The organism is Streptomyces sp. NPDC028907, from assembly GCF_055564995.1.
Map to the genome: position 1 here is coordinate 19,036 of NZ_JBVHVE010000015.1, position 13,240 is coordinate 32,275.

At 71.7% G+C, this 13,240-nt stretch carries 12 protein-coding genes; 6 read left to right on the forward strand and 6 right to left on the reverse strand.

Translation table 11 applies throughout. From position 1 onward, the window contains the following. Positions 1–8: 8 nt before the first annotated feature. The 3 genes from ACZ4UU_RS35765 to lnt all read right to left on the reverse strand — a co-directional run bounded on the left by ACZ4UU_RS35765 (position 9) and on the right by lnt (position 3,030). Positions 9–818, reverse strand: a complete 810-nt coding sequence (locus ACZ4UU_RS35765; RefSeq protein WP_471907560.1) for a 3-hydroxybutyrate dehydrogenase — start codon at positions 816–818, stop codon at positions 9–11. A gap of 54 nt (positions 819–872) precedes the next feature. Continuing rightward, the gene (locus ACZ4UU_RS35770; protein WP_471907561.1) at positions 873–1,352 is read right to left on the reverse strand and encodes an NUDIX hydrolase; all 480 of its coding nucleotides are present in this window, start codon (positions 1,350–1,352) and stop codon (positions 873–875) included. Positions 1,353–1,419: 67 nt separating this feature from the next. Then, entirely contained in the window at positions 1,420–3,030 is a 1,611-nt protein-coding gene (gene lnt / locus ACZ4UU_RS35775; RefSeq protein WP_471907562.1) for an apolipoprotein N-acyltransferase, read from the reverse strand. Between the two features lie 238 nt (positions 3,031–3,268). On the opposite strand from lnt, the gene ACZ4UU_RS35780 reads away from it, so the two are divergent. After that, positions 3,269–4,342, forward strand: a complete 1,074-nt coding sequence (locus ACZ4UU_RS35780; protein WP_471907563.1) for an O-antigen ligase family protein — start codon at positions 3,269–3,271, stop codon at positions 4,340–4,342. A gap of 3 nt (positions 4,343–4,345) precedes the next feature. Here the strand turns inward: ACZ4UU_RS35780 and ACZ4UU_RS35785 are convergent, their stop codons facing one another. Together ACZ4UU_RS35785 and ACZ4UU_RS35790 are read right to left on the reverse strand one after the other, a co-directional pair. Next, complete coding sequence (locus ACZ4UU_RS35785; protein WP_471907564.1) at positions 4,346–4,888, reverse strand: hypothetical protein; 543 nt, start codon at positions 4,886–4,888, stop codon at positions 4,346–4,348. A 105-nt stretch (positions 4,889–4,993) separates the two neighbouring features. After that, complete coding sequence (locus tag ACZ4UU_RS35790) at positions 4,994–5,779, reverse strand: glutamate racemase (protein ID WP_471907565.1); 786 nt, start codon at positions 5,777–5,779, stop codon at positions 4,994–4,996. Positions 5,780–5,818: 39 nt separating this feature from the next. Between ACZ4UU_RS35790 and ACZ4UU_RS35795 the strand changes: the two genes are divergently transcribed. Next, on the forward strand, positions 5,819–7,012 hold the full coding sequence (locus ACZ4UU_RS35795; RefSeq protein WP_471907743.1) for a glycosyltransferase: 1,194 nt from the start codon (positions 5,819–5,821) through the stop codon (positions 7,010–7,012). Here ACZ4UU_RS35795 and ACZ4UU_RS35800 read toward each other — a convergent pair whose 3' ends face one another. Then, positions 7,013–8,293 (reverse strand): TerD family protein, encoded by a 1,281-nt coding sequence (locus ACZ4UU_RS35800; RefSeq protein ID WP_471907744.1) that lies wholly within the window; start codon positions 8,291–8,293, stop codon positions 7,013–7,015. A 296-nt stretch (positions 8,294–8,589) separates the two neighbouring features. Between ACZ4UU_RS35800 and ACZ4UU_RS35805 the strand changes: the two genes are divergently transcribed. From ACZ4UU_RS35805 to ACZ4UU_RS35820, 4 genes are all read left to right on the forward strand, one after another. Then, positions 8,590–9,024, forward strand: a complete 435-nt coding sequence (locus ACZ4UU_RS35805) for a DUF6643 family protein (RefSeq protein ID WP_471907566.1) — start codon at positions 8,590–8,592, stop codon at positions 9,022–9,024. A gap of 42 nt (positions 9,025–9,066) precedes the next feature. Continuing rightward, positions 9,067–9,894 carry an MOSC domain-containing protein gene (locus ACZ4UU_RS35810; protein ID WP_471907567.1) on the forward strand — a complete coding sequence of 276 codons (828 nt, stop codon included), beginning with the start codon at positions 9,067–9,069 and terminating at the stop codon, positions 9,892–9,894. Between the two features lie 178 nt (positions 9,895–10,072). Beyond that, the gene (locus ACZ4UU_RS35815) at positions 10,073–10,678 is read left to right on the forward strand and encodes an Rv1733c family protein (protein WP_471907568.1); all 606 of its coding nucleotides are present in this window, start codon (positions 10,073–10,075) and stop codon (positions 10,676–10,678) included. Positions 10,679–10,787: 109 nt separating this feature from the next. Further along, entirely contained in the window at positions 10,788–13,229 is a 2,442-nt protein-coding gene (locus tag ACZ4UU_RS35820) for a right-handed parallel beta-helix repeat-containing protein (RefSeq protein WP_471907569.1), read from the forward strand. The last annotated feature ends 11 nt before the right edge of the window (positions 13,230–13,240 follow it).

A 13,240-nucleotide genomic window follows, 5' to 3' on the forward strand; every position in this document is an offset into this window, starting at 1 on the left:
CCGGCCGGTCAGTGCGCGGTCCAGCCACCGTCGAGGACCAGGGACGTGCCGGTCACGAAGGACGCCTGCGGGCCGCACAGATAGGCCACGGCCTCGGCGACCTCCTCCGGTTCGATGAGCCGTTTGACCGCGCTGTCCTGGAGCAGCACCTCGGACAGCACCCGCTCCTCGGGAATGCCGTGGGCCCGCGCCTGATCGGTGAGCTGTTTCTCGACCAGTGGTGTGCGCACATAGGCGGGGTTCACACAGTTCGAGGTGACGCCATGGGGTGCGCCCTCCAGGGCAGCGGTCTTGGAGAGTCCTTCCAGACCATGTTTGGCCGCCACATAGGCCGACTTGAAGGCAGAGGCGCGCAGTCCATGTACGGAGGACACATTCACGATTCGGCCCCAGCCCTGCCCGTACATATGGGGCAGGGCCCCCCGGATGAGCCGGAACGGCGCCTCCAGCATCACGGTGAGCACCGTGTGGAAGACGTCGGGCGGGAACTCCTCGAGGGGACGCACCAGTTGCAGCCCGGCGTTGTTCACGAGGACATCGGTGCCGGCGGCGGCGTGTTCGGCGGCGTCCAGGTCGGTGAGGTCGAGGACGTGCGGTTCGACGGCGCCCGCGAGGCCCCCGGCCGCTTCGGCGAGTTCCTCCAGACCTGCGGCGTCCCGGTCGACCGCTCTCACCTTGGCCCCTGCCGCCGCGAGCCGTAGCGCGCAGGCACGGCCGATACCGCCGGCGGCACCGGTGACGAGGGCGGTTCGGCCGCCGAGGTCGAGCGTGACGGGCAAGGACAAGCCTTGGGCCGGGAGGATGCTGGGCGGGGTCATGGCTCGACCCTAGGCAGCACCCTCGCCAGGCCACATATGGTCACAGCCCATACTTCAGTCCGAGCTCATGGGCTCGAACCACGTGGGTTCATCGCACTGGGCCTGCTTGATCCGGAACAGCTGACGCTCGCCCATCGGGGGCAGCGCGTCGACCTCGAACCAGCCCACCTGAAGGGATTCGTCGTCGTTCACGCGGGCCTCACCGCCCACGGCCCGGCAGCGGAAGGTGATGTCCATGAACTGGCACGTGTCGCCGTTGGGATAGGTGACCTCACTGCCCGACCTGACCAGGACGACCCGCTCGGCGACACAGCGGACGCCCGTCTCCTCGTACACCTCCCGCACGGCGGCGACCGCGGGCTGCTCGCCCGGGTCCGGGATGCCGCTGACCACCGTCCACTTGCCGTTGTCCGCGCGCTGCCCCAGCAGGACCCGCCCTTCGTCGTCGAAGACGACGGCGCTGACACCGGGGAGCCACAGCAGTTGTTGACCAGCGGCGGCCCGGATCGTACGAATGAAGTCAGGAGTAGCCATGACCACGACCCTAACGGGCCGATGACGGCGCTTTCGGCGACTTCCGGGGCGTGCGACCGGCGTACGGCTACACGTCACCGACGCGCCGTGCCCGCAGCCCGGCGCCGATCGCCCAGCCGAGACCGCCCGCGGCGACCAGCAGCAGGGCGATCTCCGGCAGGATGCCGAGCCGTGTCGCAGGCGTCTCCGAGGAGCGCAGCGGCACCTTCTGGACGAGTGAGTCGGCGACGAACATGCCCGTCCTCTGCGTGATCGTCCCGTCCGGCATGATGATCGCGCTGACGCCGCTGGTCACCGGAACGGTGACGGTCCGGCTGTGCTCGACGGCGCGGACGCGGGACATCGCGAGCTGCTGGTAGGTCATCTCGCTGCGGTCGAAGGTCGCGTTGTTGCTCGGCACGGAGATCATCTGGGCGCCGTCGGTGACCTCGGAGCGCACGGCCCAGTCGAAGGCCGCCTCGTAGCAGGTGACGAGGCCGACCTTGGCTCCGTCCATGGTGAACACACCCGGTTCGGTGCCCCGGCTGAAGTCCTGGCGGACCATCGAGGTCCAGTTCTCGTTGATCGCCCCGACGATCGAGCGCAACGGCAGGTACTCGCCGAACGGCTGGATCTGTCGCTTGTCGTAGGTGTCGACGGGGCCCTTTGCCGGGTCCCACAGGATCTGCTCGTTGAACAGCTTGCCGTCGCGTTCCACCACGCCGCCGACGGAGATGGGCACGCCGATGGCCTTGGCGGCGGTGTCGATTACCGCTCGCGCGTCGGGGTTGGCGAACGGGTCGATGTCGGAGGAGTTCTCGGGCCACAGCACGAAGTCGGGCTGTTCGACCTTGCCCGCCTTGACCTGGGCGGCGAGGCGCTCGGTCTCCCGCGCGTGGTAGTCCAGCACGGCTCGCCGCTGGGCGTTGAAGTCCAGTCCGGCGCGCGGGACGTTGCCCTGGACGACCGCGACGGTCGCGGTGCCGTTCTCCGCCTTGTCGCTGACCAGCGGCCGTGCCGCCACGGCGCCCGCCACCGGTACGGCCACACTCAGCAGGGCCATCGCGGCCGCGGACCGCTGTACGGTCCGGGTGCGGCGCCGCTCCAGGAGCAGGCGGACGATTTCGTACAGGCCGAAGCCGCACAGGACGACCGCGAAGCCGAGCACGGGTGTGCCGCCCACCGCGGCGAGCGGCAGGAAGACGCCGTCGGCCTGGCCGAAGGCGATCTTGCCCCAGGGGAATCCGTTGAAGGGCGCACGCGCGCGTGCCGCTTCTCCGGCGGTCCACAGCGCCGCCGCCCACAGGGGCGAGCCCGGCAGCTTCGACACCGCGGCGACTCCCGCGCCCACCAGCGCGACGAAGACCGCCTCGATCGCGGCCAGCGCGAGCCAGGGGCCGGGCCCGACCTCCACTCCGGTCCACACCAGCAGGGGCAGCAGGAAGCCGAGGCCGAAGAGATAGCCGAGGCCGAGGCCCGCCTTCCAGCTGCGGCCGCGCAGCACCCAGCCGAAGACGGCGAAGGCGGGCAGGGCCAGCCACCACAGGGTTCGCGGCGGGAAGCTGACGTAGAGAAGGACTCCGGAGAGCGCGGCTGCGAGGGCGGGAACCAGGCGCACGAGCCGTGCCGCGCGCGAGGCGGGCGCTGTCTGCGACGGCAGCTGGTCCGACTCGCCCACGGAAGTTGCGGTGACGGTCACTCCGGGAGTGTACGGCGGCTGACCTCGGCACGGACAGCGCGGTCCGTGGTGGCAGGGGACCGGGGCCCTGCCCCCTGGGCTGCGTGGACTGTCGTTCCTGCACGACACGTCCACAAATCGACCATCAGCCGTTACGGTAGGCCGGAGCCTCAGTCGTACCGGCCGGTCAGGTCCGGGCGACCGGGGCCCGTCACAGGTCGGGGGACCGGGTTCGGGGGGCGGGGTGGATGTCACGGGGATGACGTCTGCGGCAGGTCCGGATGAGGACAGCGACAGACGAAACGTTTCTGATGCGGCCGGCGTAGTGGTGCTGGGGGCTTGCGCCGCTTGGTCGCTGATCTCGTCCGCCGTGCACGACGGACGACCGGAAGGGGTCCTGCTCGCGATCCTCGCGGTGGCCGCCGGCTATGCCGCCGGGCGGATCAGCGGGGCGTTGCTCCCGGTCGCCGCGCCATGCGCCGGGGCCCTATCCGGAGTGGGCCTGACGTTGGGCGTTCCGCACCTGACGCCCGGCCCGCAGATCGTCGCCCCGCTGGGTCACGCGGGAGCCACCGCCGCCGTACTGACCCTTTCGGCGGGCGCCGCGTGCTGTGCCGCCTGGGTCACGCCGGTGCCGGCCCTGCGCCTGGGCCTGCGCTTGCTGGCCGCCGGGACAGCGGTGACCGCGGCGGTGCTGGGCTCGACCACCGGTTTCGTGGCCTGTTCCGCAGTCCTGCTGTGCTCGCTCGCCGCGGGACACCTCCGCCGTCGTGGTGTGGGCATCGCGGGACTGGCCCTGGCCGCTGCCTCGGTCACCGGGCTGACCTGGACGGTCGCCGCGAACGCCGTGCCCGACGGACTCGCCGCCTGGCTGGACGCTCAGTTCACACGCCACCGGGTCGAGCTCTGGCACGACGCCCTGGACCTGGCGGGCCGGGAGCCCGTCCTGGGCGTGGGCCCGGGGCGCTTCGGGGAGCTGAGTGCGACGGCAAGCGCGACGCTGCCGTCCGACGGCAAGCCACACTCGGCGCCCTTGCAGCAGGCCGCCGAACAAGGTGTCGTCGGCGTACTGCTGCTCGCGGCGGCCTTCGGCTGGATGCTGTTCGCGCTGTGGCGCACGGCGCGCCCCACGCCTGTCGCGCTCACCGCGGGCGCGGCCCTGACGGCGTCGGCGGCCATCGCCGCGGTCGGCAACGCGCTCAGCTTCACCATGGTCTCGGTGGGCGCGGGCCTGCTGGCGGGACTTGCCACGGCACGTCCGATCGCCTACGGGTCGGCGCAGCGGGAGATCGACGTACGCGCGCGTGGCGAGACTTCGGCCCCTGACGCGTAGCGCTCAGAGCGCCGTACCGGCGGTCCGGGTGCGCAACCGGTCCCTGATGACCGTCACTGCGGCCTCGGCGTCGTCCACGGTCACCGTGAACGTGTGGCCGTCCCCCAGCTGCAGGACCAAGCCCTCACCGCGTCGAACGACGACCGCGGTGCCCTTCTCGGGCCGCCACCGGTAGCCCCAGCCACCCCAGTGACGCGGAGTGACGTGTGGGACGAAGTCGGCTCCCACGACTTCGGACAGCGGGATTCGGCGGCGCGGCACACCGAGGTGGCCGCAGCGCACCTCGAGGCACTCGTGGTCGACCCGCAAAGCGACATGCACGAACGCCAGGGTGCCGAAGAGGACCAGCAACCCGGCCGCGATGCAGCCGACGACGGCCATCACGAGCGCGGCGTTGCCGCCGGTCCACGGAGAGTCGATGGCCAGCTCGATCCCGAGCGCCATACAGGCGGCGCCGAAGAGCGCCAGCAGCCACTGGACCCGGTTGGTCGCCCGCCCGGTCCAGACATCGGGGTGCGGCTTCCTGCCGTGGGGGTGGTCCCTCATGCCTATGAGGTTACTCAGGTTTCGCTGCGCTGGTACTGCGCTGCACAGGGTGACTGCGCCGACCGGGCCAGCACGGACCAAGGGCGTCCGCTTCGTGCCCGCCGGTCAGCGTGCGGGGCTGATCGCCTGGAGGAGACGGCCCTCTTCGTAGGAGAGGGCGGGCTCGGGAAGCGTGCCCTCGCGGCCGCTCAGGAGCACGGTCAAGGTCCCGGCCGCCGCGGTGGCGGGAGCGGGCCGCTCGCCCAGTCGACGCAGGGCCTGCGCGGCGACCGCTCCGGCGGAGCCGTGCAGGACGAGCGGAGGGAAGCCGGGGCGCTGGACGGCGGCGCGGATGCGTTCGGCCACGAGTTCGTAGTGCGTGCAGCCCAGGACCACGGTCGTCACGTCGTCGGGGGTCAGCGCGGCGGCCGCGGCGACGGCCGCCTCGATCGCCGTCTCGTCCGCGTGTTCCACGGCCTCGGCCAACCCGAAGCACGGGACTTCGGTGACGGTGACACCGTCGGCGAAGTCCTCGATGAGTCCGCGCTGGTAGGGGCTGCCGGTGGTGGCGGGTGTGGCCCAGATGGCGAACGGGCCGCCGCCCGCCGCGGCCGGCTTGATCGCCGGCACCGTGCCGATGACCGGTATGCCGGGTTCGAGGCGGGCCCGCAGGGCGGGCAGCGCGTGCACGGTGGCGGTGTTGCAGCCGATGATCAGTGCGTCGGGCCGGTGCGCGGCGGCGGCGTCGGCGACGGCCACGGCGCGCTGTGTGAGGTCTTCAGGCGTCCTGGGGCCCCAGGGCATGCCGTCGGGGTCGAGTGAGAGCACGAGATCTGCGTCGGGTCGCAGCCGCCTTACGGCGGCGGTGGCCGCGAGCAAGCCGATTCCGGAGTCCATCAGCGCGATCTTCACCCGGCCACGATAGACGATGGGCCCTTGCGAGCCCTCCGCGTGGGGCAGACTGCGCGCGTGAGCGCCATCGCGTGGACCGCCGCCGGATCACTCGCCGCCTGGCTGTGGCTGCTGCTCTGCCAGGGCTTCTTCTGGCGCACGGACGTCAGACTCCCCCGGCGGACGGAACCGGACGACTGGCCGTCGGTCTGCGTCGTGGTCCCGGCACGTGACGAGGCCGCGGTACTCCCGGCGAGCCTGCCGTCGCTGCTCGGGCAGGACTATCCGGGGCGGGCGGAGGTCTTCCTGATCGACGACGGCAGTTCGGACGGCACCGGAGAGCTGGCGCGCGAGCTGGCACGGCGGTACGGCGGGCTGCCGTTGACCGTGGACTCCCCCGGCGAACCACCGGCCGGCTGGACCGGCAAGCTGTGGGCGGTGCGCCATGGCATCGGGTTGGCACGCGCGCGTGGCCCCGAGTACTTGCTGATGACGGACGCCGACATCGCGCACGCGCCCGACAGTCTGCGGCAGTTGGTCGCGGCGGCACGCACCGGCGGCTTCGACGCGGTCTCGCAGATGGCCCGGCTACGGGTGGAGAGCGCGTGGGAACGCCTGGTCGTGCCGGCCTTCGTCTACTTCTTCGCGCAGCTGTACCCCTTCCGCCGGATCGGCAGGAAGGGGGCGCGTACGGCGGCCGCGGCGGGCGGCTGCGTCCTGCTGCGCGCCGAGGCCGCGGAGCGGGCACGGATTCCGGACTCGATCCGGCACGCCGTCATCGACGACGTGGCACTCGCGCGGGCCGTCAAGCGCGGTGGCGGCCACATCTGGCTGGGGCTGGCCGAGCGGGTGGACAGCGTGCGCCCCTACCCCCGGCTGCACGACCTGTGGCGGATGGTGTCGCGCAGCGCGTACGCACAGCTGCGGCACAACCCTCTGCTGCTGGCCGGAACGGTCGCCGGGCTCGCTCTGGTCTATCTGGTGCCGCCCGTGGCCCTGATCGCCGGTCCGGCCGTCGGGGACACGGCGGCGGCGGTCATCGGCGGGCTCGCCTGGCTGGTGATGACGGGGACGTACGTCCCGATGCTCCGCTACTACCGGCAGCAGCTGTGGCTCGCTCCGCTGCTGCCGTTCACCGCGTTCCTCTATCTTCTGATGACGGTCGACTCCGCGGTGCAGCACTACCGGGGGCGCGGCGCGGCCTGGAAGGGCCGCACCTACACCCGTCCGGACGCGGTGCCCGACGAGGGCTGACTACTTGCGGCCGGGCGTCCAGTTCATGCCCCACGCGTACGCGTGGTCCACCGTGCGCTGCGGGCTCACCCCCCGCTCGGGCACCAGGTAGCGAACCTCGCGCTGGACGACCAGATCGCTGCCGGTGTTGGTGATCAGGGCGAGGGCGCAGACCGTCGAAGGGACCGTGCACTCGTCGAGCGAGAAGTCGACCGGTGCGCCGTGCTGCGGTGTGAGCGTGACCGTGGCGTGCAGGTCGGCGAACGAGCGTGCTCCTTCGTAGATGGTCACGAAGATCAGGATGCGCCGGAAGTCCCGCTGGTGGTCGAGGTTGACGGTGAGGTTCTCGCCGCTCGCCACGGCGCCGGTGCGGTCGTCGCCGTCGAGGTGGATGTACGGGGGTTGGTGCAGGGCGCCGTAGGCGTTGCCGAGGGACTGGATGACGCCCTTGCGTCCGTCGGTGAGTTCGTACAGGGCGCACAGGTCGAGGTCCAGATCGTTGTGCATGGCGACCGGGCGGCCCAGCTTGCCGGCCCAGCCCGAGAACTGCTTGCGGACCTGCCAGTTGAGGTTCACGCGCATGACGCCGGAAGTGCCGCCCTGCTTGGTCAGCGAGACCGAGGGCGCCGCCTTGGTGAGCGTCACCTTGCTGAGGCTGACCGGCGCCTGGGGTGCGGAGGGCGGGACCGGGGGCATGGCGGGCGGCCGCACGGGGGCCGGAGGCGCCACGGGCGGGGGTGGGGTCACGGGGTTCGTGACCGGCGGGGCGGGCGTCGCCTGCTGGGGTTCGTCGACCGTGATGCCGTAGTCGGTGGCGAGGCCTTCGAGGCCGCTGCCGTAACCCTGGCCGACGGCGCGGAACTTCCAGGCGCCCTGCCGACGATAGAACTCACCGAGAACGAAAGCGGTTTCCACGGTGGCGCCCGTACTGTCGAAACGAGCGACGACGGTGCCTTGAGCGCCGTCCTTCACCTCGATATAGAGCTCCGGAATCCGGCCGAACGACCCGCCGTCGGACGAGGCGGCGAGGATGACGGTCTCGATCGCGGGCTCCACGCGCGCGAGGTCGACGAGCAGACTGTCGGTCACGCGGCCGCCGGCGTCGCGCTTGCCCTCGTGGCGGACGGCACCGGAGGAGTGTGCGGGCTGGTTGTAGAAGACGAAGTCCCCGTCGGAACGGACCTTTCCGCCGACCAGCAGCAGCGCCGAGGCGTCCGCGTCGGGCACGCCCGGCCCGGAGCGCCAGCCCAATTCGACCCTCAGTGCCGTGGTCGGCACCGGAACGTTCGATCCTTTCGGCATTGACATGTCCGCCCCCATCACGGGTCACCGCGCCAGGGTTGTCCCGGCAGCTCATCGGGTTTCTACAGGGTCAACCTATTCCCCGCACCGGGGAACTCCCATGAGGGGCGTGGGAACCCCGAGGGCCAACCCCCGGTAACCCGCCCGGAACTCGGCATTTACACGATCCGAGCGCGGATTGGCGTCCCTTTTTGCCAAGTTCGCTCGCATTGGGGATCCGGCGTCACTGCGGACACATAAAACAACCCTCTTATCGGTCTCCCCAACCAGCACATCGTGGGCTTAACGTATGCGCCATGACCTCCCCCCGCTCCACCTATGGCGGCGGCTACTACTCCGCCTCCTTCCCGGACACTCCGATCTACGACTCGCTCGTGGCCGAGCGGGGCACCCCGCAGATCGCCCCGATCCGGGTCCCCGCCGCGTACGACATGCCGGGCGGCAATCTGCCCGCGCTGCCGTCGGCACTGCCCGCCCTCCCGGCGGGCCCGTCCCAGCCCTCCTACGGTTATCCGCAGGCGCAGCAGCCCGCTCCGCTGCAACAGGCGCCCGCGGCGTACATCCCTCAGCAGGCGGCCGCGCCGCGCGGCTATCCGGGTCCGCAGGCGCAGCAACCTCGCCCGGTGGCGCCCGGCGGCATGGGCTACGAGGCGATGCGCCCCGCGGCTCCCCGCCCCGCCGCGGCTCCCTACCAGGACCCGTACAACAACCAGCAGTACCGCGGCTACTGACCGTTCCCCCGGACTGTCGGCGCCACCTGGCACGATGGGCCCATGGGGCACGCACAGTTGCAGTCGATACACGTTCATCCGGTCAAGGCGTTCCGGGGCACCGCGCCCCGGGAGGCCGTCGTGGAGCCCTGGGGGCTGGCCGGAGACCGACGCTGGGCGCTGATAGACGACGGGGGAAAGGTCGTTACACAGCGCCAGCAGCCGCGCCTCGCGCTGGCCGCCGCCGAGTTGTTGCCCGGCGGCGGCGTCGAGCTGTCCGCACCCGGCATGGATCCGCTGCCCGTGCCCGTGCCGACCGCGTCCGGCACCGTGCCGATGCAGATCTTCCGGGACAAGGTCGAAGCGGTTCTCGCCGAGGGCGACGCCGCGCACACCTGGTGCACCGCCTTCCTCGGCGTCGACACGCGCCTCGTGCACATGGACGCCCCCGGCACACGCCGCCCCGTCGACCCGGAGTACGCGCTGCCGGGCGAGACGGTCGGCTTCGCCGACGGCTTCCCGCTGCTGGTCACCACCACGGCCTCCCTGGACGCGCTCAACTCCCTCATCGCGCAGGGTGATCACCCGGACGAGGGCCCACTGCCCATGAACCGCTTCCGCCCGAACGTGGTCGTGTCGGGCACCGCCGCCTGGGCTGAGGACGACTGGTCGCGCATCGCCATCGGCGAGGTCACCTTCCGTGTCCCCAAGAAGTGCGGGCGCTGCGTGGTGACCACGACCGACCAGGCCACCGCCGAGCGCGGCCGGGAGCCCCTGCACACCCTGGGCCGACACCGCAGGCAGGAGGGCAAGCTGATCTTCGGCCAGAACATGGTGCCCCTCTCCCGCGGCACGATCCGGGTGGGCGACCCGGTCACGATCCTCGACTGAGAATTCACCCCCGCGGGCGGCAGCGTGCGGGAACCGCGCCCGGGGGCCCGCGCGTTGGGCCATTCGTGAGAAGTTCATGAGAGACCCGGCGGCGGTGATTTCGCTCTCTCTTCACCGGGCTCGCGAGTGAGCTGCTCTGCACGGGGTTATCACGGAGCGGGAAGGGGGTGGCCGGACGATGCGGGCGATCAGCGGACTCTGGCGCTGGCGGGACAATCCGCTGCGCCGTGCGACCGATCTGGCCGAAGCCTGGCTCGCCCTCGCGGCCCTGCTGTTGATCCTCGTCGTCGTGCCCGTGGCCGGCTCGCTGATCGGCGGCCTGGCCCAGGACGCCTTGCAGGAGTCCGTGCGTGAACAGCGGGCGTCCCGGCACCTGGTGACGGCGAGCGTGGTCCGCAAACTGGAGGGCTCCCCGCTGGACGCCGACCCCGAGGCCGCCACCGGGCGGACCATGCGCACCCGCGTCGTGGCCGACTGGACCGCGCCGGACGGCACCGTGCACCAGGGCTCGGTCATGACGAGCCTCGACACCCCGCAGCCCGGCGACCGGTTCAGGATATGGACGGATGCACAGGGCCGCGCCGTGGCCCGCCCGCTGGACTCCGCGACCGCGGCAACGCATGCCGTGCTCGCCGGCTTCGGCGCGGCCCTGCTGGCCGTCGGCCTGATCGAGGGCGGCAGACGGCTGATCGTCTGGCGCATGGTCCGTCGCCGGTACGCCCGTTGGGACCAGGCATGGGACAAGGCGGGTCCGGACTGGGGCCGGACCGGCACCGGTAGCTGACGGCCTTACGGCTCTGGTCAACCCACCGCCCGCGCGCACGCTACGGTGGACCGGCCGAACTCTTCGGCAGCAAAACCCGCGTACTACGAGGTGGGGGCACATCAACGCCATGGCACAGGGCACGGTCCAGGTGACGCACACCGGCACATCGCGGTGGCGGCGCCGCACGGGTGAGTACGCGTCGCTCGCCGCCGCCCTGGAGGCCGCGGCCGACGGTGACGTCCTCACCGTCGCGCCCGGCACCTACCGGGAGAACCTCGTCGTCCAGCGAGCGGTGACCCTGCGCGGCCCGGAGGGCTCTCCGGGCTCGGTGCGGATCGCGCCGCTCGACGGTGTGCCGCTGACAGTGCGTGCCTCGGCCGTGGTGCAGGACCTGCATGTCGAGGGCCAGGACGCGGCGGCACCCGCACTGCTCGTGGAGGAGGGCACCCCGGAGCTCTCGGACGTGCGGATCGTCACGCGGTCCGCGGCCGGGATCGAGGTACGGGGCGGCGCGCGGCCGACGGTGCGGCGCTGCACCGTGGACAATCCCGCGGGCATCGGCATCGCCGTACTCGACGGCGGGGGCGGGGTGTTCGAGGAGTGCGAGGTCGTCGCGGCCGGTCAGGCGGGAATCGCCGTACGCGGGGGCGCGCATCCGCGTCTGGAGCGCTGCCGGGTCCACCACGCGTCGGGTTCGGGGCTGACGGCGACCGGGGAGAACTCCGCGCTGGAAGCAGTGGGTTGCGAGGTCTACGAGGTCCGGGGCTCCGGCGTCCAGATCACCGGCCGGGCCACCGCCCACCTCACGGACTGCGATGTGCACCGCACCACCGCCGACGGGGTCACGCTCGACACGGACGCCGTGCTGACCCTGGCCGACTGCCGTATCCACGACATCCCGGAGAACGCGGTCGACCTGCGTTCCCGCTCGGTGCTGACGCTGACCCGTACGACGGTGCGTCAGTTCGGACGCAACGGCCTTTCGGTGTGGGATCCGGGCACACGCGTGGACGCCAACCAGTGCGAGATCTTCGACAGCACCGGCGACTACCCGGCGGTGTGGGTCAGTGACGGCGCCACGGCGGTGCTGGACTCCTGCCGGGTGCACGACGTGCCGGACGCCCTGTTCGTCCTCGACCGCGGTTCCCGCGCGGACGTCGTCGACAGCGACCTGTCCCAGGTGCGCAACACGGCCGTGTCGGTGAGCGACGGCGCCACGGCCCAGCTCGACGACTGCCGGATCCGGGACGCTGCGACGGGCGCCTGGTTCCGGGACCACGGCAGTGGCGGAACCCTCAACAACTGCACCCTGGACGGCAACCAGACCGGCGTGATCGTCACCAAGGGCGCCGACCCCACCATCGAGCGCTGCACGGTCGACTCGCCCGCGGAGGCCGGGTTCTATGTCTCGGCGGGCGGTCGCGGCACCTTCCTGAACTGCCGGGTGCGGGGCAGCGCCGGATACGGCTTCCATGTGATCGACGGTTGCCGTACGACGCTGAGGAAGTGCCGGACGGAGCGGTGCGCGCGCGGCGGGTACGAGTTCGCGGACGGCGGGCCGGACGCGGCGTCCGGGGTCGGCCCCGACGTGGAGGACTGCACCAGCGACGAGAGCGCGGGCCTCAGGCCGCCGGCCCCGGCGACCGAGCCCGCCGTACAGACCGCGCACCAGTCCCCCGGCCTCCTCGGCGCGATCCCCGGCCAGCGCAGCACCGAGCAGGAGCCGCTGATCGCTGCAGCGGAGCCCGCGCAGCCGACGCGGACCTCCAAGGCGGTCCTCGGTGAACTGGACGCGCTGGTGGGCCTGGAGAGCGTCAAGCGCGAGGTGCGCGCCCTCACTGACATGATCGAGGTGGGGCGGCGCCGCCAGCAGGCGGGGCTGAAGGCGGCGTCGGTCAAGCGCCACCTGGTCTTCACCGGCTCCCCCGGTACCGGCAAGACGACGGTCGCCCGGCTCTACGGCGAGATCCTCGCCTCCCTCGGTGTGCTGGAGAAGGGTCACCTGGTCGAGGTGTCCCGGGTCGACCTGGTCGGCGAGCACATCGGCTCCACCGCGATCCGCACGCAGGAGGCCTTCGACAAGGCGCGCGGCGGTGTGCTGTTCATCGACGAGGCGTACGCGCTGTCGCCGGAGGACTCGGGCCGGGACTTCGGCAAGGAGGCCATCGACACGCTGGTGAAGCTGATGGAGGACCACCGGGACGCGGTCGTGGTGATCGTGGCGGGTTACACGGCCGAGATGGAGCGGTTCCTGTCGGTCAACCCCGGTGTGGCGTCCCGTTTCTCGCGGACCATCACCTTCAGCGACTACGGACCCGACGAGCTGCTGCGGATCGTGGAGCAGCAGGCCGAGGAGCACGAGTACCGGCTCGGTCCGGGCCTGGCCGAGGCTCTTCAGAAGTACTTCACGGCGATTCCCAAGGGCCCGGCGTTCGGCAACGGCCGTACGGCACGTCAGACCTTCGAGGCGATGGTGGAGCGGCACGCGGGCCGGGTCGCCCAGCTCGACGAGCCGAGCACGGACGACCTGACCCTGCTGTACGAGGAGGACCTGCCGGAGCTGCCCTGAGGCGGCCCGGC

Coding starts and splice junctions, on each gene's coding strand:
- ACZ4UU_RS35780 (WP_471907563.1), top strand. CDS start 3,269: ATGACGTCTGCGGCAGGTCCGGATGAGGACAGCGACAGACGAAACGTT.
- ACZ4UU_RS35765 (WP_471907560.1), bottom strand. CDS start 818: ATGACCCCGCCCAGCATCCTCCCGGCCCAAGGCTTGTCCTTGCCCGTC.
- ACZ4UU_RS35810 (WP_471907567.1), top strand. CDS start 9,067: ATGGGGCACGCACAGTTGCAGTCGATACACGTTCATCCGGTCAAGGCG.
- ACZ4UU_RS35805 (WP_471907566.1), top strand. CDS start 8,590: ATGACCTCCCCCCGCTCCACCTATGGCGGCGGCTACTACTCCGCCTCC.
- ACZ4UU_RS35800 (WP_471907744.1), bottom strand. CDS start 8,293: ATGCCGAAAGGATCGAACGTTCCGGTGCCGACCACGGCACTGAGGGTC.
- ACZ4UU_RS35770 (WP_471907561.1), bottom strand. CDS start 1,352: ATGGCTACTCCTGACTTCATTCGTACGATCCGGGCCGCCGCTGGTCAA.
- ACZ4UU_RS35820 (WP_471907569.1), top strand. CDS start 10,788: ATGGCACAGGGCACGGTCCAGGTGACGCACACCGGCACATCGCGGTGG.
- ACZ4UU_RS35815 (WP_471907568.1), top strand. CDS start 10,073: ATGCGGGCGATCAGCGGACTCTGGCGCTGGCGGGACAATCCGCTGCGC.
- ACZ4UU_RS35785 (WP_471907564.1), bottom strand. CDS start 4,888: ATGAGGGACCACCCCCACGGCAGGAAGCCGCACCCCGATGTCTGGACC.